Origin of the sequence: Pantoea sp. Fr+CA_20 (assembly GCF_024520835.1) — a bacterium.
Taxonomy (GTDB): domain Bacteria; phylum Pseudomonadota; class Gammaproteobacteria; order Enterobacterales; family Enterobacteriaceae; genus Pantoea; species Pantoea allii.
This window is the reverse complement of the sequence record NZ_JALNPN010000001.1, coordinates 447,429-470,270: the sequence shown is the minus strand read 5'-3', so window position 1 is coordinate 470,270 and position 22,842 is coordinate 447,429. Positions and strand designations below refer to the sequence as shown.

The following is a 22,842-nucleotide window of genomic DNA, read 5'->3' as shown; positions in this document are numbered from 1 at the left end:
CGATCATCCTGAACCGGCGTTATCTGCACCCTGCTCTGCCGATTGCCGCGTTAAACGGTTTCGTACTGGTACATCTCACGTCAGCCCTCGTTAACAGAAGGTAAACCCTGTCAGCGATAACCGTCAGCGTGGGCTGCCACCTGGTGCAACCCTGGCTGGCCGCCAGGGTTGGGCTTGTTAGCTTGCCTGCAGTGGCTTACGCACAAACAGGCCATAGCTCAGCGCGCCCAGCATCAGCAGCGCGGCACCGAGCAGAAACACATTGGTGAATTTCCCCGTGGTATCCAGAATAATGCCGGTCACGATGGGCGCCATCGCCGCCCCCAGGAAGCCGCCAAAGTTCTGAATCGCCCCCAGCGAGGCAACCTGAGACTTCGGTGCAATATCGCTGGCCAGCGTCCAGAGCGCGCCCTGCGGCATTTGCGAGAAAAAATAGCCCAGGGACAGCAAGCTAATTGCCAGCGGCGTGCTGTCGACGAACGGAATCGGTGCCACGAAGCAGGCGGCCAGAGCAGCCCCTGAGACGACAGGGACTTTGCGCGCGGTGATGGCTTTGACGCCCCGACGCACCAGATTGTCCGAGAGCATGCCGCCAACCAGCACGCCCAGAATACCGGCCAGAAACGGAATAGAGGCAATCCAGCCCGTGGCTTTCAGGCTGAAGCCCAGCGATTTTTCCAGATAGCCCGGCAGCCAGGTCAGATAGACCCAAATCGTGAACATAATTGAGAAATTGCCGATCACCATAAACCAGGTGGTGCGGTGTCGGAACAGCGACCGCCAGCGAACCGCGGTTTTCTCTTGCGGTGTGGCCGCGCTGTATTGTCCGGCATGCAGCAGCGCATCCTCACGGGCATTGGGATCGCGATAGAATTTCCACCACGCCAGCAGCAGGGGAAGCCCCATCACACCGATCGCAACGAACATGCCGCGCCAGCCCAACGTCAGTAACAGCACGGTGAGGATGGGCGGCGCAATGGCATTGGCAATTTGCGAACCGGTATTGATAATCGCGGTGGGCAACCCGCGTTCACTGTCACCAAACCAGCGGTGGGTGATTTTAATCCCCGAGGTAAAGAACGGGGATTCAGACACGCCCAGCAGCATACGCAGGCCATAGAAATAGCTGTAGCTGTTGGCAAACGCCGTCAGCACGGTAAAACCCGACCACAGTCCCAGCGCCCAGGAGAACATCTTTTTGGGGCCGAGTTTGTCCACCAGCCAGCCCGCAGGCAGGTTCGCCAGTGCATAGGGCCAGAGAAACGCCGACAACAGTAAGCCCATTTCGGTCTGGGAAAAGCCAAATTCCGCCGCAATGGTGGTGTTGGCAATGCTGAGGTTGGCGCGGTCCAGGTAATTCACTATCGCCGCCAGCAGTAACAGCGTAACGATGCCCCAGCGCAGTCGCCCTTTCAGCGTGCCCTGCTCGCTTACCGTCGTCTCTGACATCGTTGCAGAAGGCTTCATGGCAACGCCTGCACGGCAAACAGATCGAGATGAATTTTAATCACCGCCTTGCGGACAGGCTGGGCCAGCGGAGACGCGCAGCCAGGGCGATGAATATCGTGGGGAAAGAACAGTGCAAACTGCCCTGGCGTCAGCGCGATGCTGTATTCATCCGTGATGTCCTGATAAAACACGACATCGTTTTCAATCCGACGGTCTTCCGCTATCACATGCTGCGGCTGGGCACGCGTCACGCCGATCGTTTCACGTCCGGCCAGCAGGTACTGGATATCGACATAGCGAAAATGGGATTCGGCCCGGCGGGCGCTGGCAGGCTCGGTCTCCATTTCCTGCAGCAGGCAGAACATTTGGTTGTCAGGCAGCAAATCGTATTTTCCCGTTTCCATCTGGCTGAAATCGCTGGCTGCAATCCAGCGAATCGCCTGGTCAACGATGGGATGAAACGCATGGCGCTCGCGCGCCCAGTCAAGTTGATCGCATACAATCATGGTGTTTTCCCCTGTAGTAAACCGATGCATAAGCAGCGTAAAGCGATTGTTATAAAAGGCGTGACTGCCACAGCGCACTGCCCTCGCGAATCTGGTCAAGCAATACGCTCAGTCCCCAGCATTTCTCCAGCACGTTGTCCCGGTTGACGCGGCAGTGCTCGCTGGTAAAGGTACCCAGGCGCTGGTGATAAATTTTGGCGTTTTTGGGATAGCCCAGGGTTTCGGTGACGGCGCTCAGCGACAGGAACAGCGACAGCTCATGGGCTTTTTCAGGCTGTTGTGCGCCCTGGTGATAAAGCCAGACATACAGGTTTGGATGAAAGTTAGTGAACACGCCGCTGAAACCGCGCGAACCGGCCTGGATAGCGGGCCACGCAATGGCTGCGTTGGCGTTGATTACCGCCAATGGCGTGCCTTCGGCCAGCCTGACGCGACGCTGTACCGTGGGCAGATCGCAGCTCACGTCTTTCAGCACCACAAAGCGACCGCTGTTGGCGCAGAAGCTGAACTCTTCATCGCTGAGCAGGCGACGATACGGTGCCGGGCACTCGTAGAGCCCTAACGGAAGATCGGTCGGTAGCGCCGCGAGGAGATGATTGAGGTGAGCATAAAACGTCTCACTTCCCTGATTCTGCGGATCAAGATGATTGGTGACCAGCACCAGAGCATCAATGCCCGTTCCGGCCATCGCCTGCAGCTCCTGAGTTTGCTCGGTTAACCCATCGCTGATGTGGCCGGAGGCAATCACCGGCACGCGGCCCTGCACGTTCTCCACCACAAAACGCGCCAGCGCCACGCGCTCCTCCAGGCTGAGAAACTGCATTTCACTCGACTGGCACACCGCAAACAGCGCGTCCACGCCCTGCGCCAGATACCAGTCGATCAGGCGTGACAGGCCGGGATAATCGATCTGATCATCCGGGGTGAACGGGGTCAGCATGACCGGGACAATACCTTCCATCTTTTTCATGGTTTCTCCTGCCAGCGCCAGCGCGCGGCGGTTGCGTTACGTCGGGTTATCGTTGATTAAGTCGGGTGACAGCCTGATGCCGTTTGGGCATAGTGCTTGCGCCTTCCCGCGCGACGGCCCGAGGCCCAGATGGCGGCCAGCGCGCCGTAAAGGCATCGCCCGCGCCGGTGGTGTTCACACTGAGCGCCGGAAAGGCGGGAATAGCGTAAAAATGCGGATCATCCAGCAGCAGAACATCCGCCTCGGTGAATGCGTGGGTTAGCCCGGCAATCCCGGCATCCGTCAGGGTTTTACTGGCCCCGGAACAGGCAGCAATCATGCTCTCACCGTTTTCCTGCGAGACATCGAGGATGGCGCTGCCCGTGGGTTCGGTATCGGTCTGGTATAAACGGAAAGAGTGAATGTCTGATGACGAAAGATGATCAAACGCGAACTGGCTGAACCCTTCGGTGCCGACTTTGGCAACCAAATGAACGCGCGATCCGGCGCGGCTGGCGGCCATCGCCTGCCTGGCCCCCTTGCCGCCTGGCCCAGAGGTGCTGCTGTGCGCCATCGGCGATTCACCACTTTTAGGAAATCGCGCCATCCTGGCGACGCTGTCCACATGGCATTCGCCAGGAATGCAGACCTTGCCCTGTCTGCGCCTGGTTTTCCGCGTGACACGCCACTGACTCGCCAGCCCGTTAACGGTGACGCGTTCATGTTCGTCCAGCCATTGCAAAATCTGATTGCGTCGTTCTTCCAGAAACATTTCCGCCCCTCCAGCCTGGCCGTTAAGCGTAAGGGAGCGCACGCGGCATGAAAGTGATGCAGATCTCAGCACCCGGGGAAAAACGGAAGCAAACGGAAGTCAACGAGTCAGCCGCTACGACATTATCAAGACGGGCAGTGTGAGGGCTGAAAAACGGCAGGTGTGATTCGCGACAAACTGTCTTCGGGCGGTAACGGCGGGAAATACCCGCAAACGCGCGTTGAATGGAGATCATCCTGTTCAGGAAACGCCTGGCCGCGGTAAGCCTCTGTAAGTGCGTCCCGCCAGGCATGTGCGGCGGGCTAACGTTTTAGCTTTCGGTATCCCCACGAGGCCAGAACAGCCAGCACGAGCGACAGTACGAACTTAACCACGATGAACGTAAACGAATAACTGTTCATCGCCTCTTCGCCATCGCCTTCGATAGTGATATGGCTCATAAATAACGTGTTGATCCAGCTATCCGGGATCAGCACAAAAGCCGCCAGCAACACAATAATGAATACCGCAATTTTCATCTCACACCACACTGACTAAAATCTGGAATGCCGCGCACATCAAGGCGGCCATAAGCCATCAGGTCTTTCCCGCCCGGCACTTTTATCTTGGGTATCCGCAGCAACGCATTTCTGAGGGTTTGAAACTCCGATGAGCTGTACAGCGTTACGCAGCCCCATGACACACCGGTGCCGTCGCTGTTCAAAGGATGGAGACGAAAGCTGCCCCGCCGTGTGCCATTGACGTAAACATGATCACTCATGGTTTCTGCGTTGTATAAACCAAACCATTCGGAATGATGATTTTTGTACAAATGATAAGCATCAATCACTTCTGCACGCAGTTGGTTTAGCACGCTCCCTTTCGGACGATCGACTATCCAGTATGTGCCCGGCGGGATCGCGGCCTTTTCGATATCTGAACAGTCAGGGTTATTGATATAGCGATCGATGCCTGACAAAACATCAAATGAACCGATGCCATAGCAGTCAAGCTTAACCCTTTTTCCGTCTGGCGAGAGACGATCGTAGTCCATCGTACAGATTTGCATCTCACTTCCTTTAGAGGTGGCACAAGCTGAAAATAATACTGAAACCCTGTTCAACATCAAACGACTACCTTTTAAGATTCCTCTTATAACGTTGAAGCGCCTTCCTGCAGGTTATTATGTTCACCAACGCTGAACGTTGCCCTCTATTTTTATTTTCTGCAAAGCATAAAAACACCTGCGCTGGCAGGTTAAGTTACCAAAAGAGAATAACATTTGAATGTGTATATAACGCCCCGGCCTTATTCGCGTTAACAACTACAGACGGCTTTATTAACCATCAGACTTAAAACCCATCGTGATAATTAACGTAACGCCTAAACCCCGGCGAAATAAAAAAATGTAAACAGCCCATCAACCTGTAAGGAACCTTCCCTTCTGCCCGCCAGTAAAAGGCTTTCGTCAGGACGTTATGGCTGGAACAGCTTAGCGTTAACATGATGCCAAACCCGCATCTCGCTATTTAGTCGCTGTAGCCATGTCGGTTACGCCGATCACATTATTTACCGAAAGTTATTTTCACGATATTAAACAATGCGCGTAATCACACCACTCGATTATGCGTTTATTGCAAAATCGCTTACCCAATAATAACAAGATGCAATCATGAGATTAACTAACACTCTATTAATTAACCTACATCTAATTTAAGCAATCATGTTACCTGTTTAGCGAAAGCATGAGGAAAAGGTAACAATAAGGGAACAATCATGAAAACAATCCGCTATTACAGATGGCATATGATATTACTGGTGTGCTTCATTACGATCATTAATTACCTCGACCGCACGGCGTTGGGCGTGGCCGCGCCGACGATGATGAAAGAACTGGACATGACCAAGGAGCAGTATTCCTGGGTGGTGAGCGCCTTTCAGCTGGCTTATACCATCGGCCAGCCGGTGATGGGATGGTTAATTGATACTATCGGCCTGAAGCTGGGCTTCTTTCTCTGCGCCATCGTCTGGGGGCTGGCCACCTTAGCTCACTCTCTGATCGGTTCCTGGCAGGGGCTGGCGTGTATGCGCGCCATTATGGGCTTTAGTGAAGCCTCGGCGATTCCGGCCGGGGTGAAAACCGCGGCCACCTGGTTTCCCGCCAGGGAGCGAGGCATTGCCACCGGGGTATTTAACATGGGCACCTCCTTTGGGGCGATGCTGGCCCCGCCGCTGATTGCCTGGTGCATTATGTTCCACAGCTGGCAGTTTGCATTTGTCGTTGCCGGCGGCCTGGCTATCGTAGCGGCCTTTGTCTGGTTTATCTTTTATCACGATCCTAAAGAGGCCAAACGGCTGTCGGCGGAAGAGCGCGCCTACATTGAAAGCGGTCAGGAAAAACACCTTCACACCGGGAAGAAAGAAAAGACCTCTGCATTACGCATACTGAAACAGCGTAATTTCTGGGGCATTGGCATCTCGCGGTTTCTGGCCGATCCGGCATGGGGAACCATTAACTTCTGGGTACCGATTTTCTTTGTGGAAACCCTGCACTTCAGCCTGAAGGAGATTGCTATGTTCGTCTGGCTGCCCTTCCTGATGGCCGATCTGGGTTGCCTTGCCAGCGGGTTCGTGGCGAAGTTTCTGAACGACCGTGGCATTGGCCTGATTAATTCTCGCCGCATTACCTTTACTCTCGGGGCGGTGCTGATGACCACCATCGGCCTGGTCAGCATTGTTGACAACCCCTATATCGCCGTGTTGCTGATCAGCATTGGGGGGTTCTCGCATCAGTTGCTCTCTACCGTGGCCGCGACGCTGGGTGCGGATCTGTTCAGAAAGGATGAGGTGGCGACCGCCGTGGGGATGGCAGGTGCCTGTGCCTGGTCGGGTCAGTTGATCTTTAACCTGTTTATCGGCGCGTTCGTCAGCATAATTGGCTTTGGCCCGTTCTTCATTGCGCTGGCGGTGTTTGATTTGATTGGGGCGGCGGCGCTGTGGATATTGATCAAAGCGCCAAAGGATGCCGGAACGTCGGATGCAGGATTAGCCGTATCGCCGTAGTGTTGTGGCGTGATATGACGTGGAGGTGCGCTGCGGGGCGTGCCTCTTTTTTCTCATCTAAAGAGAAGCGCTGGCGGCGTGAGAGTCCGATAAGGAAGCGTGGGATGATATCCGCCGGCGTCTGACGCTGATGCATTAACCTAATGCTTGAGCCTGGCGTCAAAAGCCCATCTCAGACAGGCTGTAATGTGTTTTTTCACAGAATTATGTTAATACATTCTTACGGTTACGGGTCGGACGAATGGATGTGGGACATGTCTTCATTTTTTGCGGCGTTACTGATTTACACCATTGGCACCGCCTCGCCCGGACCGGGAAACCTGTCCATTGCGAATGCGGCGATGAACTATGGCCGTACAGCCGGTCTGGTGCTGGCCACCGGCGTCATATCCGGCTCCCTGTGCTGGGGCTTGTTAACCGCCTTTGGCGTGTCCGCGATTTTGGTTTCTTCCCACGGTTTTATCATCTGGTTAAAACTGCTCGGCGCGGCTTATCTGCTCTGGCTGGCCTCAAAAGCGCTGCGCAGTGCCTTACGACCCGGTGAACTTTCGGCACGTCCTGCCCAGGCCCACGCGCGTTTACGCGGCTATTACCTGCAAGGGCTGGGATTGCACCTGACCAATCCCAAAGCCGCGTTAACCTGGTTCACCGTGACCAGTGTAGGGCTGACGCGCAACGCGCCACAGTGGCAGAGCTATGTTCTGGTCGCCACCTGCGCACTGACCGGGGTGATGATATTTAGCCTGTATGCGCTGATTTTCGCCTCACGTACGGCAGAGAAGTACCTCAACCGCGCACGGCGCAGTTTTGATCTGGTCTGTGCGGGGTTTTATGCATTGGTGGCGGTGGGGTTTTTGGTGTCACTGGGTTAAAAAAAGCCCCTGTCACAGGCGGTTATTCGATCTGCCTGGCGCGTCAGCTTCGCAGATAACAACCTGATGATACGACTTGAAACTGACATGACGCAGGCTGCACTCATCCTAAACCTCAGAAAAGATGACGATCTCTGATTTAGCACCGCTCGCGGTTCAGCCGTTGGAAAACGCGTTCTGCCAGCAGGTTATCGCAACCATTAACGCGATGCCTGCTGACTTTATAGTTTATTGCCACCCATGGCTTATGTCCTGACAGCCCTTACCGCAACTGGCTCACCTCATGATCGGCACTGAGCCTGTCCCCACCGGATGCTCAGCAAGATGCTGGCGCGACGCGGTTTCCACTCGCAATCTGCCGTTTTCTGCCGCGGGCCGAGCCATAAATAAACCTATAAATAAGAAATATTAACAGACCCGCGAGAGGGGTTTTTCCTGTAAAAGTTTATGTCGTGATTGCTTACATTTTAATTATCACGGCCGGGATAAAGATTGCCGAGTCTGCGCCGAAAGATCGTCGTCTCCCCACCCTTCTTCAGGAAAGATTTATGAAAATCTCAACACGGCTCGGCTCGGGTTTTGGTACGTTAATCGTCTTCTTTTCCCTGTGCATAGTCGTTGCTATTCATTCTTTGTATCAGTCCAAAAATGCCCTTGAATCCATCGTTCAGGGAGATATGAAAAAAACAAAACTGATCACAGACCTGACGCTTATCCAGCGCGACATGGCCATTACAGTAAGGAATCTGTCGTTATTTACCGATGAAAAAGGCATCGCGGAGCAATCTGCGCGGCTCGGAAAATTAAAGACCCGCTTTGTCGACAGCAGCACTCAACTGGGGCAGATGATTGACCAGTCGGGCAACAATGAAGAAATAAAAGCGTTTGAAGCGATAAAAAGCAGTGAAAAAGATGCCCTGGAATCATTCAGTAATACGGTTCCACTGGCGCTGGGGAAAAATAACGCCGCGACAGTGAAGTTTCTTCTGGATACCGTCAGACCCGCGCAGAATCCCCTGATTGACGGACTGACGGCCATGGGGCAGGTGCTCACGCAGCGATCTGATGACGCCGTCAGTGCCAACCGTAAAACGACGGAACAGGCTTACGTCATCTTACTGGTACTGTTAGCTGTCGCGGTCATTTTTGGCCTGTCCACGGGCATCTATTTGATTCGTAAGCTGATGAGTGAACTGGGTGGTGAGCCTGTGACCGCACAGCGCCTTGCCTATGCGATTTCTCAGGGGGATTTGACCTCAGCCGTTCAGCTACGCAAAAATGACACCCGGAGCCTGATGGCCTCTTTGTCCAGTATGCAGTCGCGGCTCCGCGGGGTCGTATCCGACATTAAGTCTGGCTCTGCTTCCGTTGCGCTTTCAGCAAACGAAATCTCACAGGGTAACAACGAACTGGCTTCCCGCACTGAAGAGCAGGCCGCTGCACTCCAGCAGACAGCGGCAAGTATGGAACAGCTGACAGCCACCGTGCAGAGTAACAGCGCCATGGCCAGACAGACGGCCAACGCCGCGAGGGATACGGCTTTACACGTAAAAAATGGTGAAAACGATGTCCGCCGTATGTCAGGCACCATGGGCGAAATTTCACAAAGCGCGTCTAAGGTCAGAGACATTACCTCTGTCATCGAAAGTATTGCATTTCAGACGAATATTCTGGCGCTTAACGCGGCAGTAGAAGCGGCACGCGCGGGTGAAAGCGGACGTGGATTTGCCGTGGTGGCAGCGGAAGTCAGGACGTTGGCACAGCGAAGTGCCACGGCGGCAAAAGACATTAAATCACTCATTGAGCAGGCGGTGGGTCAGGTGGAATCTGGCGTTACGGTGGCGAATGAAACAGGCCAAAATATTCTTAAAGTGATCGATTTGGTTGACGAACTGGCCACATCAATGGATAGCATCGCCCTGTCGTCCGCTGAGCAGATGCAGGGGATCTCTCAGGTGAGCGTGGCGGTCAGCCAGATGGATGGTGTAACGCAGAACAACTCTGCGTTGGTTGAAGAGTCTTCCGCCGCCTCACAGTCGCTTTCTGAACAGGCTCAGACGCTGCGTCTCGCCGTAGAGACATTCAAAGTCTGAATGTAAAAACACTGCCGATTACAGACGTATTCGCGCTCGGCAGTGATCACCGTTATTCTGCAACCCGCTGACGGCATGGTCAGCGGTAACGGCTCCCTGAATGAACTGACCCGCAGCGCAGTGGCAGTGCGATGTTCCGGTGGCAACCTGTGCACTGACCGGCGTGATGATATGTAGCCTGCATGCGCTGATTTTGGCTTCGTAAACCGCAGAGAAAGACCTCAATCGGGCACGGCGTAGTGATCTGATCTGTGCGGGGGGTTATGGGTTGGTAGCGGTGGGGTTTTAGGTTTCGCTGGGGTAACGTCATTCAGAGGCCTTCGTTATATTCGCGGAAACGTAATCCGCGCTATCCTTCATCCATCACCGGTTTATTGTATAAGAAGATCGCCGTTGGCTTATTAACCCGCCCTTTACAGAATGCCAGTGAATTTCAATTTCCACTCTTGTTACTGAAAAAATAGTTTTTACTTCTCATTATATGATTTACTGAAACAATTTTTCTAAACCACTGACCTGATATACAACTCACACTATTCATTAATGAAAACCAAGAAACACAAAACCAATCCATTTAAAATAAAAATCACATAAAACTCATCAGTAAAGACAGTCCTTAACAAAGCAAATCGAAAAATCAAATGCACACCACATTAATTGAATATAAATCCAAAATCGTAAGGCTAAAGTTGATGACTTATTTTTTCATTTATATGATAAGCCATAAACCTCATCAGGGAATGGTATATCATGGCATTACACGGAAAGTTGACGCTTGATGGTGCAGATTATGCGCCTTTTAATTTATATGGGGTGGGTGTTTTCATGGCCTTTTCAGGCAATGGTATCTACCGTAATCACGGTGCATGTGGAGCCATTAAAAGTAATGGTCCGTTACCACTGGGTAAATACTGGATTGTAGAACGTGGCTCTGGTGGCGTATTTTCTAAAACAAAGACGCAAATTCAGGATGCATGGAATAAATTTTACCATGGGACGGCCTTTGGACGCGACGAGTGGTTTGCTTTGTACAAAGATGACCTGAGTATTGATGACGGAACATGGACAGAAGGCGTTTACCGCGGATTATTCAGACTCCATCCCGGGCAAGTCTCAGAGGGATGTTTAACCATTCCACATAATTCAGACTACTCGCGCATAAGAGATGCACTCCTCAAAACAGATCCTGTTCAGGTGCCTTGCATGCGTGATCTCATGGCTCGTGGCTGGATTGAGGTGGTAACGAATGGTTACAGCGCTTGCCCGTAACGCGGTTAAAATCCTCTTTTTTTTGATTATAACGTTCGCTGTTGCTCGCTCACTCGGTCATCCCGAGAACTATGCAGACCATGAATTTGTCAGTCAGTTAGCCCTATTTTTAACGGGTGATGTTAATGCAGAATCAATCTACGATACATATTTCTACATAGACTTTTTCACTGTCGTAACGATCAGTATTGCTTTTTATTTAATAACAATGATGTTAATCAGAAAAACAAGGAGAAAATAGTATGCCAATTCCTCCCTATATGTGGCTTAAAGACGACGGCGGCGCAGATATTAAAGGATCGGTTGACGTTCAGGATCGGGAAGGGAGCATAGAGATCATCGGACTGGGTCATGGCGTTAACCTCCCTGTCGATAGCACTAACGGGAAAATTACTGGTACGCGTCAGCATTCATCCATGATGATTGAAAAAGATGTTGATAGTTCTACACCTTACTTTTATAAGGCTGCGGCTACTGGTCAAACGTTAAAAAGTGCAGAAATTAAGTTCTATCACATAAACGATGCAGGACAAGAAGTTTGTTATTACACAGTCCTTATGGAAAATGTAAAAGTGACAGGCGTCAACTGCGGCGTACCTAATGTCCGCTTAGCGGGTAATGATAAAATGAACCACGTTTAAAGTATCAGTTTGCAGTATGAAAAAATTACCTGGCGGATTGTTGATGGCAATATTCAGTTTACTGATGCATGGAATGAGAGACTTACGGCATAAAATAGCACACCTTAATCAGCAGATGCAGGGGATCTCTCAGGTGAGCCTGGCGGTAAGCCAGATGGATGGTGTAACGCAGAACAACTCTGCGTTGGTTGAAGAGTCTTCAGCCGCCTCACAGTCGCTTTCTGAACAGGCTCAGACGCTGCGTCTCGCCGTAGAGACATTCAAAGTCTGAATGTAAAAACACTGCCGATTACAGACGTATTCACGCTCGGCAGTGATCACCGTTATTCTGCAACCCGCTGACGGCATGGTCAGCGGTAACGGCTCCCTCCCCTGAATGGACTGACCCGCAGCGCAGTGGCAGTGCGATATTGTGGTGGCAACCTGCGCACTGACCGGCGTGATGATATGTAGCCTGTACGCGCTGATTTTGGCCTCGCAAACCGCAGAGAAAGACCTCAATCGGGCACGGCGTTGTGATCTGATCTGTGCGGGGGTTTATGGGTTGGTGGGGATGTTTTATTTGATTTCGCTGGGGTAAACGAAGCCCTGTTAAGGGGCTTTTATTCGGCTTCGCACAGCCTCATCTGTCATAACCTGTTGATGTGGGTGGAAGAGGATTCTGGGAGCCGGTTTTCGTTTCGCTATTTAGCATCGCCTTCTTTCCCTGTATTTCCCCGTCGCTAATCGATTGATCAAGCGATAATTTGCGAGCATTATCGCAATTATTTCCTTATCAAACTGCGTCATGACATCAGCCAACAACCTGCAAAAATTACTTTCTCAAATCACCGTCTGGCGTAAAGGCGAACAACGCGCGCCCCATAAACCACTGCTCGTGCTCTATGCGCTGTCTCAATATCGCCATGGCCATGGCCGGTTTTTTGACTACGCATCTGAAGTTCAGCCTGTGCTTCATGCACTGTTAGAACGTTATGGCCCGCAACGCCGTCAGTATCGTCCTGATATGCCCTTCTGGCGCTTACAGGGTGACGGTTTTTGGGAGCTGGTTAATGCAGAGCACTGCTCATCGACAGGAAGTAAGCAACCTCCGGCTGGGGAACTGAAACGGTATCAGGTCGCCGGTGGCTTTGATGCTGAGCATTATGAACGGGTTAAAAGTGACAGCAGGCTAATCGATAGCCTGGCACAGCAAATCCTTGAAGCGCATTTTCCCGAAAGCATTCAGGAAGCGCTGGCGGATGAACTGGGTTTTGGCATCAGTGAGATGCGGAAACAGCGCGATCCTCACTTCCGGCAGCAGGTGCTGCGCGCTTATCACTACCAGTGTGCGGTATGTGGCTTCAATATGCGCCACGATAATGCGCTGGTGGCGGTAGAAGCCGCGCATATTAAATGGAAACAGTACGGCGGCCCCTGCGAAGTCGTTAACGGGCTGGCACTCTGCGCCATTCATCATAAAGCCTTTGATAAAGGATCGATTGGGCTGGATGAGAATATGCGCGTTGTAGTTTCCGCGGGCGTAAACGGCGGTGGCATTGTCGACCGCCTGTTCTGGGACTTTTCAGGTAAACCGATTAAATTGCCGCAGGTCAGTCAGCATTATCCATCAGATAAATTCGTGGAATGGCATTCACGAGAAGTTTTTAGACGATAAGTAATAAAGAATTTTTCCCTGCCATTTTCAATACCCAGATTTATGCTGGCAATTTTACGCTATGGATTACATTTATTTTTCACAGAAAAACCAGACAACTGTTTCTTACTAATCCCAAAAAAAAGTCTTTTTCACCACCAGGTTCAATCCTGGCGCGTTGTTCATTTTATTGCCGAACAAAAAGGGTAGCAGACCATCACTTCATCATCAGGAAAGTGATGCATAGTCGTTGGTATTTTAACGTAAAGTAACAATTTCTAATGTAAATTAAGTCAGTCACAGACACTGACGCATCATCTAACGACAACAGGCGGGAAGCGTAATGGATTTAAACCAACTCAGAACCTTTGTGACCGTCGCAGAAACAGCAAGCCTTACAAGAGCAGCCAGTCTACTTTTTCTCAGCCAGCCCGCGGTAAGCGCCCATATAAAATCACTCGAAACAGAATTTAATGTTCGACTGTTCACGCGCACCCCTCGTGGTATGGCGCTAACCGCACCTGGTTTAATCATGCGGGATGAAGCCCGCCTCGCGCTTGAGGCCGCCAGTAAATTTGTCAACAAGGCCCGCTCGCTTAATGCGATTGGTACTTGTGCGCTCGGAACGATTTCAGTTCCAGTGATCCTTAATCTGCCACAGGTTCTGACCCAACTGCGTCAGCGGCATCAAAACGTCAGTCTGACAATCCGCCAGAATATCTCCGGCCTTATCATTGATAGTTTGCTCGCCGGTGAACTGGACGCGGGTTTCATCATTGGCAACGTGCATGAAGAGCGATTAGGCATGATTGTGGTTTCCCCTATTACGCTATGTATTGTTGGCCCCCGCGCCTGGAAAACACAACTTGAGACGGCTGGCTGGGATGATCTGCGAGAATTGCCCTGGATTGCCACGCCTGAAAAATGTTCTTTTAGTTCAATAGCCAGGGATTTTCTCCAAAGGCACGGCATAGAGATAAGGCCTGCTATTATCGCTGATCAGGAAAAAACGCTCGCTGAGTTGGTCGGTATGGAAGTCGGTATCACCCTTATGCGGGAGGATATTGCGCTTACGCTTCAGGATAGTGGTGAGTTGTATATCTGGCCCGGCGAAAAAACGGTGAGTCAGCTTTGTTTTGTCTGGGACCGTGAAAAAGAAACCTCCCCCGTGGTGGCTGCGCTGATCGAGACGGTAAGAGATATTTGGCATGTAACAACGTGAGGCCTTAAAGCTCCCCTCTTGCTGGGAGAGGAGCATAAAGAACCTCAGCGGCGGGCGACAGACGTTTTCATGATGGTGTTGTTTACGGCCTGCCGTGCCATTTTACGCTGGTTAAGGTTGTTGAGCACCAATGCAGTGGCAGTGATTGCTGCACCAATCATCTGCATATTCGTTGGCAACACGCCGTTCAGTGCTGACACAAGAAAGGCGGTGACGGGAACAACATCCATAAAGAGTACGCCGTTAGTGGGGGTGATAATCCGGTTACCGATGTTCCAGCACAAAACAGCCATCAGACCTGCGACGAGTGCCATGTAAAGCAGGTGCGGAATCACAAAGATGATTGCAGCGGTATCTGGCACAGCAATCTTACCTGTAGCCATTAGCAGCACATCAATGCTGATGACGCTTGTCATGCCCAGCAGCGTCGTTAGCGTGGTATAACGCAGCGGACTCCAGCCCGGAAAATAGCTTCCACCGATGGTATATAAAACCCAGCAGAGTGCCCCACCAATCAGTAACAGATTCGCCGTTACGCTCATTGGGGAGTCCAGGACTGCTGACACATTACCGTTGGTGATGACCAGCACAACGCCGCTAAAGGACAGCAGGATAAATCCAAAGGTACTCGCTTGTGGACGTACCTTTTTCAGTGCCCAGATAGTGAGTAGCCCCAACATTGGCATCGTTGCCATCATAATAGATGCGGTCAGTGCGCCAGTTGGCCCTGCAAGATGCTGGCCCAAAAACACCAGAAAACCAAATCCAGCAAATCCCAACGTTCCAAACAGCCAGGCCAGTCCCCATTTTTCGCCCTTCAGCCTGAAAGCAGAACGCCCTTCCCGGAAAATCAGCATGAGCGCGAAAGCAATACCTGCGATGCCATAACGGAGCGTGGTGAAATTAAACGGATCGATTCTGGTTAGCGCTTGTGTCATGACAGGAAACATCGCGCCCCATGAAACCGTGGCTAAGAAGCAGCAGAGCAGCCCTTTAATATAAACATTCATTTATTCACCTTCATCATGTATTAAGAATAAGTTAGGCAGGAAGTGTTTTTATATTTCCATATTCGCGACGTATTAACTATTCGCGAGTTTTTATTCTGGTATCAGAAATTCTGATAGTGGTCGTTTATGCCGCATCAAGAATACGTATGATTTCACTGAACCGAACTTTTCCGCTGGGGCTGTAAGGGATGTCGTCAACACAGTGGGCTGAAAAATTAATGACTCCCGTTTTGACGGCCTCTTCATGGATTTTTTCAAACAGGCGGATAAATTTCTCTTTATTATTCTGGTCAGTACTGAAAATACACTTGATGTGATTCACACCTTCAAGCTGGATCGTGATCAGGGCTACATCTCTAATACATGACAGCGCGCGAATTTTTTCCTCAATGCAGTAAACATCATGTTGACTATGGATTTCACCGTTACGGTTCATAAGAAACAGCCTGCCGCTATCATCCAGATAGCCGTAATCAGCCATCAGAAAGTAGCGCTCCCCCTCAAGCACCATGAACGGTTTACTTCCGTCATGGTACTCATCCATGAGCATATAACTGGAGATAGCCACTCTGCCTTTTTCTCCTGCATTGAGCGGGTTATTGTTACTATCAAGAATCCTTACCTGGTTACCGTCATAAGGACGTCCCACGCTCGCAGGGCAGTCCAGCATGTCAGCAGGATCTGACAGAACATTCACTCCCGTCTCCGTACAGCCGTAATACTCACAAAAAATATCGCCCAAGGCAGCCCGTGCGGCTCGTTTGGTTTTCACTGGAAAATAGCAGCCTCCAACAAGCACCCAGCGCAGGTAATGTTGCAAAGCGGTGTCAGCACAGAGACTGACTATCCTGTTAACCAGATTCGGTGTCATGACTGTTGCCCGGACGTCTTCCTCAGAGAGTGTTTGAATAAGAGCCTGTTCATCATCCTGGTCGACCAGGTACAGAGGAGCACCAAGGCCCATAAACATCCGTGCCCATCCGTTACCAGCCGCGTGATAAAGGGGCAGAATAAGCATGAATCCATCAGCATCACTGAAGCCAAATCGATTGGTAAACCACGCGAAGCGTCGTGCGTCAAAAGAGCGGTAGCGCAGCGCTATCTTAGGGACAGAGCTCGTTCCAGAAGTCAGTGAAACCGCGCGGAACGAAGGCCAGATGGGCGCGGAAAGCAGGCAGTTAAGTTCAGAATGATGCAGTTCTCCAATACTTTCGATCACGGGATCAGTTGGAGAATTAACACCCAGCATGCTCGTTCCGGCGATATTTAGATGACTGAGTTCATCGGGCGTATAGAGGCTAAACGAAACCAGCAACAAACCGGGACTAATTTGTTTTATCAATGTGCTGAGCGTCTCTGTCGGCAGCGAATAATCCAGTCCGTTGGCCGGAATACCCAGCGTGGCAAATGCGGCCAGCCAGCTGATGAGTTCCGCATTATTTTTTGACAAGTAGCAAACCGAACGGAGTTGCTCTTGACTGAAACTGCGCCTAAGGAAAATCACGCGGGATTCAGTCTGTCGTATAATATCATTCCATGTATAATTATTTTCATTGTCAGAAATACAAGTCTGATTGCCGCGTAAGACAGCAATCTCATTCATTCGGCTAAGTGTAATCATTATAAATACCCGGCATAGAAAAGGTTTGAAATTCAGGCTGCGATAATAATAAATCCATTCCTACGGTGATTTTCTATTTTATTTCTTATCACGTCGTCGATCACTTCCCCGGGAAAAACGAGTGGAACACCCGGTGGGTAGGGAATAATAAATTTATCAGAGATTTCGTTTTCTGAATCCGCGTTAAAAGTCTTTTCCTGGCAGATCTTATTAAGTGCAGAGAGTAATGCTGTTACGGCTTGCTCATTGATGCCGATGTGGAAATTAAAAAGAAGAGAATTATTAATCACTCTTTTTACGTAAATGTTTTCTTCACATAGACGCTGTTTTATCTCGTTGCCCGTCCCCAGTGAGGACACATCGAGCATCACTTTTGTAGGATCGTAATGAATATGCCAGTGTGAAGTGAAAATTTGCCGACTAACCGCTTCGGAGCCCAGCCTGTCCAGGCAAGAAACACCATTGACAAATCTGTCGACCAGGCTGCGTGCGTGCGCAGCGAGGGCATGACCCTGTCCACCCATAACGGCCTGTGCATTGTCGAGTGAGGCGATAATGGGGTAGCTTGGTGAAGTGGTATGAATGCGGTATTTAGCCGTTTCAATTTTTTCCGCGAGCTTTTCAGTTCCACGACAATGGATAAGAGATGCTTGGCGAAGACAAAAAAGAGATTTGTGCGCAGAGTGGGTGCAGATAACCTCAAGGTTTGAATACTTCTCTAACAATGAATCGATATTCATGACGGTTAAACGACGAATATCTTCACTGAAATAATTCAGGCTTCCCCAGGCTTCATCAATAAAGAATTTACGCGTAGTGATTCCCGCCGCCAGCAGTCGCGCCAAAACACCAGGAATGTCGTAGATTACCCCTTCATACGACTGTGCAGTGAGAATAATCATATCACACGCTTTCCCCCTCTCCTGTAGCGCCAGAAGAGTTCGTTCCAAATGTTCATATGACCACGCGCTGATTTCTTCATCTTCAGTACGCAGGTCCGGGCAGATATAATGAACGTCGGCACCGATTGACCTGGTATGGAAATGCACTGACTGGTGACAGTTTTTATCAACGAGAATGCTTTCCCCTTTTTCATAAAGGGCTGAAATCGCTATCTGGTTAGCTGTACTGGTTCCACCGGTGATATAAAATGAACTGTCTGAGTTGTAAAGTCCTGCAGTCAGCTTTTGCGAGTCTGAAATGATCCCAGATGGAAAAAAGAAACTATCAAACAGTTCCCCCGTCACTGAGCTTTCAATGCACTCTGTTAATTCAGCATTCGGATCACCGATGACATCACTGTTTCCATAGCTTGATACAGGAAGCGCATGAAATGAAAAAAACTTTTTCTCTCGAAGATATTTAAGCCTGGTTAATACAGGGGTAGATCCGGTCATATTTATTACTCTGGCGTTCATGTTTATTCCCTGTTGTCATGTTATGTTCGCCATAAAATATGCCTCCCTATTTTTAAAATGAATATTTGTATTTTTTGATTCAGTTATCAGCATTGGTGATAGGCCTATATGAAGGAACGGGGCCCCAATGCATTTCATAATACAGCTGTTACTCCTCTGCCAGCCCAGAGGTGTTTGAACGATTCCTGACCGGCCACTGGAAACAATCATTCGCATCCACTGTGGCCCACAGCGTCAGACATCACAAATTTACGTCTGGAGGATTTTTGCTGCGTAGCTTCACCAGAACCTGGTGAAGTTGACCAACAGACAGATCTTTAACGACAGAATGCGGTTTTCCCCGCAGCCATTCGAAAAAGTAGCCAATGCCCAACAAGTCGAGTCCTTCGCTGCTGAAAAGGTATTCGTTTTCCTTCAAATCAAACAGTGTGCGAAAATCTTCATCTTCGATATCAAAGCTGACGGCAAAAAACGTTTCGGCTGCCTCCAAAAAATCGACACCATCCATACCGGCAAGATGAAGGTCCCGTTCCAACAATGTATTTTGATTGACGACTTTAGACTTCCATCCCGCATAGTCGCGAACAAATGCGATGACGTCTTCCAGTTCAGGACTCATTTCAGCACCGGCCTCCAACGTTTATATGCGCCAGATTGTCATTTTTTCTACTTCTGCTTCAGGATTGGCTGCCCGCACGGCTGAAAGAAAACCGGCGAAATCCTGATTAAATATTGAGTAATTATGCAGAATGCTGACTGTTTTTTCTGTCCGCGAGGCCCCCGTGAGGTAACGAACCTGCCACACGCGGCGATTGCCGATCATCGTTCCGGTCGATCTGACCTGAATAATTTGGCCCAGTGAGATTGTATTAAGGATGTCTTCCTTACGCTTTTGATAGAGAAAATCTGCGTCGTAATAGTAATCCTCCATGTTCATCCCAAGACGTTTAAGCAAAGGTGTATCAATGGAGATTTTCTTTAACTCACCTTTAGCAGCAAAGAAATCATCTCGCATGAACATCGGCAGAAAGAAATACTTTATCAGCAAAATGACGAGCGCCAGCGGTAAGACAAATGATAAAAAAATATGCATTTCGTTTTGAGCGCCTTAGTAATTTTTTTCATGGTTCACGCAGCGTTTCGCGATGATTATCAGGGTTTCTGAGCCGTTTATAGCCTGATGGTTACGTAAAATGAAGGCTTAAAGGCGTCCTCTGGCAAAGCACCACACTTATTGCCGCAGAGTAAACTTTTCTCTCCGTCCTCCTCAGTCACAGAGTCTCATAAGCGACTTCCCTTTTCGCAGTGACGCAAGCGACCGAACGTGACTCAAGATTCTCTTTTTCGCGCCGCCTGTCTGCCGCAATAGGTTGTGAGGCAAGGAAAGGGTTGGCGTTTTCCGCTGAAGTCCAGTGCACTCAGGTTCTCTCCATCACTTTCGCGTAAAGGGGAACGAAGACACCAGCCACGATAACCTCGCCCCTGCCAGACGACACAGGAACATCGTACCGACAGGTTTTGCCGGTGCAATAACACGCCAGCGATCAGGACTCACGCCACCTCTCAGGTGGCGTGAGTCTTTTTCATCATCGCAGGTCTGGTCGTTAAAAAAGGCATTCCCCCGCAGGCTAAAACACGACAGATTTAAAACGGGCAGCATTCGATGCCGTGTAAATGACGGTGTTTTGAATATTCCTGTGACCTAAATAATCCTGTATCAGTCGCGTATCACATCCCTTATCCGCCAGGGCATAGCCGCAGGCATGCCTGAACATATGCGGATGCACATCAATGTTGATATTTGCGGCTTTACCGGCCACTTTGAAAATACGGTATAACTGCTGCCTGGATACTTTTTTACCGTGTCGCGATAAAAACAGATATTCAGAATCCGAACCCAAATAGCTTGAACGCTTCTGCATCCAGGCCTCTAACGCTAACAGTTCGCGATGCTGCAAAGGATGCTGGACTGAAAATCCATTCTTCAACCTCGATATATAGATGATTTTATTGGAAATCTCCACATCTCTCAGTTTCAGTTGCGACAACTCACTGACTCTGAGTCCGTGTATAAAGCACATCAGCAACATGCATTGGTTTCTTTCACTGTTTTTTGAGGTGCCCACGGCAGAGATCAACCTTTCGACCTCGTTCACCGTCAGGTATTTTCTTCTTTTCATTTTTTATTTTTACTCTTCCATAAGAATTCAAACAAAAACTGTAGATAAAAATATAACCAACATAATTACGGCCTTCTTCCCTTCAATCCACCTACCTATTTAAGGTGATATAAACGCATAAAAAACACATAGCAAATTGTTACATCCGTTTATTGTTTCAATGTAAATTCATACAGGCATCATCGGTTGTGATGTAGCGAATCCGAATTCGGGTATTGTCATAAGCTTATGGGCCAAAGATTAAATCACACAGATGAATATATTTGGAAGTGTGTTTTTATAAAAACGTAATATTTAATCAGCGGAGTTGTTGTAAATATGAATATTAAAGAACTTAACCCCATAAAAAACAGGGCAACCAGAATATTAAACTGCAAAAATGATAAAACAGACAAAATAAAAGAATGATTTACCCCAATAATGTTAACAATAACAGACTGAAAATAATAAATTAAAACTTAACGCCCGCTTTTAGGATTATTTATAATTCATATCAAACCGGCATTATTTTAAGATAAATAAAAGTCATAAAAACAGCAAGTTAAGCTAGGGTGCTTTGTCCGGAGCATTTTGCTTTTGCAAAGGCGCATTCGTTTAGCCCTGCATTCAATCAGATACATTTATCTATGCTGGTATTTATCTTAAACCTGATGTTCCACAGGATGGGAAAAATGATCAGTCGCTAAATGACAGCCTGACATTCAGCGTTCCCTTTTTAGTAGAAACACTCTTATCCATTCTGTGCGGTTGTCACCTCATGGAATAATAAGCACCCTGTTTTTTCTGGCTCAACAGGTTCAACCTGCCTCATGGCTCACTGACGCTGCTGGACATGAAATGCGTGCGTTCTGTTGGTAAAAAAGGGAAAGAGTATGTCGATATTTTTGAAAAGGATAAGCTGAAAGAAATACGCATTGTCGAAGCCAAGCTTGCTCATCAGTGTTGATCGGACATGGTAGACTGACTTCAGGGATAAACAGGCACGCTCAGAGATGGTCTGAATATCCTGGTCGGCGGCCAGGTATTTAATCATATAGCGCTCTTTTTTGGTTAAACTTGTGCATGGACTTTTCGCGATCCGTAATTCCTGACCGCAAAAAATGTCATTCAAATCACGCTCAAATTCGAAAAGGGCTTTTTTCTTCTCCACCAGAAAACTTTTGGCATGATCGACGGGAATAAAAGCGCCGGTTTTATCCCCTTTTAGCCAGATGATTTTCAGGAACGTACAGACCTCAAACATCCCCAGCATCGATAACCACTCGCCCTGAATAAAGATATCGTTATCAATAATTAATATGACTGAATCAGCATTACCCCATAACTTGCGATAAAGCGCTTCATCAAGAAACCTGACGTGGATAACCTTCGAATGCGGGTACAGTTGTGAGACACCGAAATACAACCAGTAATTATCAGAAAGGACGATAATCGGTGCCTTATGGCGAACACATTGACACAGGCTGCTCAAATGCGCGTGTTGGATCATGAGAAATCGAATCCTTGATTAAACATAGTATTTAACTGTAGAAACAACTCTGCGTCGGTCCTGACATCGAGTTTTCGCATCGCATTGCATTTGTGGGCGCTAATCGTCTTGATACTTAACTGCTTCATCCGCGCAATCTGTTGCAAATCCATGCCATTAAAAAGGTGCCTTAAAACATCACGTTCGCTGCGCGTTAATTTCGACGGCGTACAGTGATGGGTTTCATTGATTCGTGCAAGGTCACAGCAGATTTTGGGGCTGAGCACACGCTTCTGCTCAAACGCCTGTTTGAAGAATTCCTGTGTATTGGCCAGGGATTCCCCGCGTGCGATCACGCTGATATTGTAGTGATTCAGTAAGGTCCGCAGTCCGTTACTGTCATGGCATGAGGTATACACCACGATATTCATGTCGGGGAACTGCGCGTTCAGCCGCAGTAAGAGATCAATGCCTTCCTGGAGCGTCTCCTCCGCGCTCTGCAAGTCGGTGATAAGGATATCCACGGACTGGTACATCAGGGCATCGAACATTTTGCCCAGGCTGGGTTCCCGAATGATGATGTCACAGTCTGTATCGACAGACTCAATGAGCGTCGAGAGGCCAGCGAGCGTTAAAGGATGGCTGTCCATTAACGCCACGGTGCGGGGCGATGTGCAGGTCTGATTCATCAGGC

General features: G+C 49.4%; 20 protein-coding genes and 2 pseudogenes. 8 read left to right on the top strand and 14 right to left on the bottom strand.

Features of this window, described 5'->3' with window-relative positions; translation table 11 throughout:
• Positions 1-177: 177 nt before the first annotated feature.
• The 6 genes from NR177_RS02145 to NR177_RS02120 form a co-directional block, all read right to left on the bottom strand.
• Positions 178-1,467, bottom strand: a complete 1,290-nt coding sequence (locus NR177_RS02145) for an MFS transporter (RefSeq protein WP_096011518.1) — start codon at positions 1,465-1,467, stop codon at positions 178-180.
• Positions 1,464-1,955, bottom strand: a complete 492-nt coding sequence (locus NR177_RS02140) for a YhcH/YjgK/YiaL family protein (protein WP_172897470.1) — start codon at positions 1,953-1,955, stop codon at positions 1,464-1,466. The genes NR177_RS02145 and NR177_RS02140 overlap by 4 nt, the downstream gene beginning before the upstream one ends.
• A gap of 49 nt (positions 1,956-2,004) precedes the next feature.
• Complete coding sequence (locus tag NR177_RS02135; protein WP_256852197.1) at positions 2,005-2,925, bottom strand: dihydrodipicolinate synthase family protein; 921 nt, start codon at positions 2,923-2,925, stop codon at positions 2,005-2,007.
• Between the two features lie 46 nt (positions 2,926-2,971).
• Positions 2,972-3,676, bottom strand: a complete 705-nt coding sequence (locus NR177_RS02130; protein ID WP_256852196.1) for a PfkB family carbohydrate kinase — start codon at positions 3,674-3,676, stop codon at positions 2,972-2,974.
• A gap of 302 nt (positions 3,677-3,978) precedes the next feature.
• A complete protein-coding gene (locus tag NR177_RS02125) occupies positions 3,979-4,194 on the bottom strand; it encodes a hypothetical protein (protein ID WP_063878265.1) in 216 nt (71 codons plus the stop codon).
• Positions 4,191-4,781: a DUF2778 domain-containing protein gene (locus NR177_RS02120; protein WP_306277960.1), complete on the bottom strand. Its 591-nt coding sequence runs from the start codon at positions 4,779-4,781 to the stop codon at positions 4,191-4,193. Before NR177_RS02120 ends, NR177_RS02125 begins: the two co-directional genes overlap by 4 nt.
• 650 nt (positions 4,782-5,431) lie before the next feature.
• Between NR177_RS02120 and NR177_RS02115 the strand changes: the two genes are divergently transcribed.
• The 8 genes and pseudogenes from NR177_RS02115 (at position 5,432) to NR177_RS02080 (ending at position 14,451) form a co-directional block, all read left to right on the top strand.
• Positions 5,432-6,718, top strand: a complete 1,287-nt coding sequence (locus NR177_RS02115; protein WP_063878264.1) for an MFS transporter — start codon at positions 5,432-5,434, stop codon at positions 6,716-6,718.
• Between the two features lie 245 nt (positions 6,719-6,963).
• Positions 6,964-7,590 carry a LysE family translocator gene (locus NR177_RS02110; protein WP_256852229.1) on the top strand — a complete coding sequence of 209 codons (627 nt, stop codon included), beginning with the start codon at positions 6,964-6,966 and terminating at the stop codon, positions 7,588-7,590.
• 548 nt (positions 7,591-8,138) lie between these two features.
• A complete protein-coding gene (locus tag NR177_RS02105) occupies positions 8,139-9,683 on the top strand; it encodes a methyl-accepting chemotaxis protein (RefSeq protein WP_145393515.1) in 1,545 nt (514 codons plus the stop codon).
• 750 nt (positions 9,684-10,433) lie between these two features.
• Complete coding sequence (locus NR177_RS02100; protein ID WP_256852195.1) at positions 10,434-10,952, top strand: DUF2778 domain-containing protein; 519 nt, start codon at positions 10,434-10,436, stop codon at positions 10,950-10,952.
• A gap of 242 nt (positions 10,953-11,194) precedes the next feature.
• Positions 11,195-11,686: pseudogene (locus NR177_RS02095) on the top strand (Hcp family type VI secretion system effector).
• A gap of 13 nt (positions 11,687-11,699) precedes the next feature.
• Positions 11,700-11,864, top strand: a pseudogene (locus NR177_RS02090) (chemotaxis protein); the annotation flags it as partial.
• 516 nt (positions 11,865-12,380) lie between these two features.
• Complete coding sequence (locus tag NR177_RS02085; protein ID WP_145393509.1) at positions 12,381-13,250, top strand: phosphorothioated DNA-binding restriction endonuclease; 870 nt, start codon at positions 12,381-12,383, stop codon at positions 13,248-13,250.
• A gap of 322 nt (positions 13,251-13,572) precedes the next feature.
• Entirely contained in the window at positions 13,573-14,451 is an 879-nt protein-coding gene (locus tag NR177_RS02080; protein ID WP_063878257.1) for a LysR family transcriptional regulator, read from the top strand.
• Between the two features lie 44 nt (positions 14,452-14,495).
• Here NR177_RS02080 and NR177_RS02075 read toward each other — a convergent pair whose 3' ends face one another.
• The 8 genes from NR177_RS02075 to NR177_RS02040 form a co-directional block, all read right to left on the bottom strand.
• Complete coding sequence (locus tag NR177_RS02075; protein WP_109716644.1) at positions 14,496-15,461, bottom strand: DMT family transporter; 966 nt, start codon at positions 15,459-15,461, stop codon at positions 14,496-14,498.
• Between the two features lie 124 nt (positions 15,462-15,585).
• Complete coding sequence (locus NR177_RS02070) at positions 15,586-17,082, bottom strand: class I adenylate-forming enzyme family protein (protein ID WP_256852194.1); 1,497 nt, start codon at positions 17,080-17,082, stop codon at positions 15,586-15,588.
• Positions 17,083-17,114: 32 nt separating this feature from the next.
• Positions 17,115-18,500: a lysine decarboxylase gene (locus NR177_RS02065; protein WP_256852193.1), complete on the bottom strand. Its 1,386-nt coding sequence runs from the start codon at positions 18,498-18,500 to the stop codon at positions 17,115-17,117.
• Positions 18,501-18,741: 241 nt separating this feature from the next.
• Positions 18,742-19,119, bottom strand: coding sequence for a hypothetical protein (locus tag NR177_RS02060; RefSeq protein ID WP_218994854.1), 378 nt, complete (start codon positions 19,117-19,119; stop codon positions 18,742-18,744).
• Between the two features lie 21 nt (positions 19,120-19,140).
• Positions 19,141-19,593: a hypothetical protein gene (locus NR177_RS02055; RefSeq protein ID WP_256852192.1), complete on the bottom strand. Its 453-nt coding sequence runs from the start codon at positions 19,591-19,593 to the stop codon at positions 19,141-19,143.
• Between the two features lie 535 nt (positions 19,594-20,128).
• Positions 20,129-20,680, bottom strand: a complete 552-nt coding sequence (locus tag NR177_RS02050; RefSeq protein ID WP_063878253.1) for a tyrosine-type DNA invertase — start codon at positions 20,678-20,680, stop codon at positions 20,129-20,131.
• Positions 20,681-21,494: 814 nt separating this feature from the next.
• Complete coding sequence (locus tag NR177_RS02045; RefSeq protein ID WP_241567439.1) at positions 21,495-22,169, bottom strand: LuxR C-terminal-related transcriptional regulator; 675 nt, start codon at positions 22,167-22,169, stop codon at positions 21,495-21,497.
• On the bottom strand, positions 22,166-22,837 hold the full coding sequence (locus NR177_RS02040) for a response regulator transcription factor (RefSeq protein WP_063878251.1): 672 nt from the start codon (positions 22,835-22,837) through the stop codon (positions 22,166-22,168). Before NR177_RS02040 ends, NR177_RS02045 begins: the two co-directional genes overlap by 4 nt.
• Positions 22,838-22,842 lie beyond the last annotated feature (5 nt).

Excerpts from the sequence above, each read along its gene's own strand:
- NR177_RS02080 (WP_063878257.1), top strand. The coding sequence starts at position 13,573 with ATGGATTTAAACCAACTCAGAACCTTTGTGACCGTCGCAGAAACAGCA.
- NR177_RS02135 (WP_256852197.1), bottom strand. The coding sequence starts at position 2,925 with ATGAAAAAGATGGAAGGTATTGTCCCGGTCATGCTGACCCCGTTCACC.
- NR177_RS02075 (WP_109716644.1), bottom strand. The coding sequence starts at position 15,461 with ATGAATGTTTATATTAAAGGGCTGCTCTGCTGCTTCTTAGCCACGGTT.
- NR177_RS02125 (WP_063878265.1), bottom strand. The coding sequence starts at position 4,194 with ATGAAAATTGCGGTATTCATTATTGTGTTGCTGGCGGCTTTTGTGCTG.
- NR177_RS02115 (WP_063878264.1), top strand. The coding sequence starts at position 5,432 with ATGAAAACAATCCGCTATTACAGATGGCATATGATATTACTGGTGTGC.
- NR177_RS02145 (WP_096011518.1), bottom strand. The coding sequence starts at position 1,467 with ATGAAGCCTTCTGCAACGATGTCAGAGACGACGGTAAGCGAGCAGGGC.
- NR177_RS02050 (WP_063878253.1), bottom strand. The coding sequence starts at position 20,680 with ATGAAAAGAAGAAAATACCTGACGGTGAACGAGGTCGAAAGGTTGATC.
- NR177_RS02120 (WP_306277960.1), bottom strand. The coding sequence starts at position 4,781 with ATGTTGAACAGGGTTTCAGTATTATTTTCAGCTTGTGCCACCTCTAAA.
- NR177_RS02040 (WP_063878251.1), bottom strand. The coding sequence starts at position 22,837 with ATGAATCAGACCTGCACATCGCCCCGCACCGTGGCGTTAATGGACAGC.
- NR177_RS02045 (WP_241567439.1), bottom strand. The coding sequence starts at position 22,169 with ATGATCCAACACGCGCATTTGAGCAGCCTGTGTCAATGTGTTCGCCAT.
- NR177_RS02070 (WP_256852194.1), bottom strand. The coding sequence starts at position 17,082 with ATGATTACACTTAGCCGAATGAATGAGATTGCTGTCTTACGCGGCAAT.
- NR177_RS02105 (WP_145393515.1), top strand. The coding sequence starts at position 8,139 with ATGAAAATCTCAACACGGCTCGGCTCGGGTTTTGGTACGTTAATCGTC.
- NR177_RS02100 (WP_256852195.1), top strand. The coding sequence starts at position 10,434 with ATGGCATTACACGGAAAGTTGACGCTTGATGGTGCAGATTATGCGCCT.
- NR177_RS02065 (WP_256852193.1), bottom strand. The coding sequence starts at position 18,500 with ATGAACGCCAGAGTAATAAATATGACCGGATCTACCCCTGTATTAACC.
- NR177_RS02085 (WP_145393509.1), top strand. The coding sequence starts at position 12,381 with ATGACATCAGCCAACAACCTGCAAAAATTACTTTCTCAAATCACCGTC.
- NR177_RS02060 (WP_218994854.1), bottom strand. The coding sequence starts at position 19,119 with ATGAGTCCTGAACTGGAAGACGTCATCGCATTTGTTCGCGACTATGCG.
- NR177_RS02055 (WP_256852192.1), bottom strand. The coding sequence starts at position 19,593 with ATGCATATTTTTTTATCATTTGTCTTACCGCTGGCGCTCGTCATTTTG.
- NR177_RS02130 (WP_256852196.1), bottom strand. The coding sequence starts at position 3,676 with ATGTTTCTGGAAGAACGACGCAATCAGATTTTGCAATGGCTGGACGAA.
- NR177_RS02110 (WP_256852229.1), top strand. The coding sequence starts at position 6,964 with ATGTGGGACATGTCTTCATTTTTTGCGGCGTTACTGATTTACACCATT.
- NR177_RS02140 (WP_172897470.1), bottom strand. The coding sequence starts at position 1,955 with ATGATTGTATGCGATCAACTTGACTGGGCGCGCGAGCGCCATGCGTTT.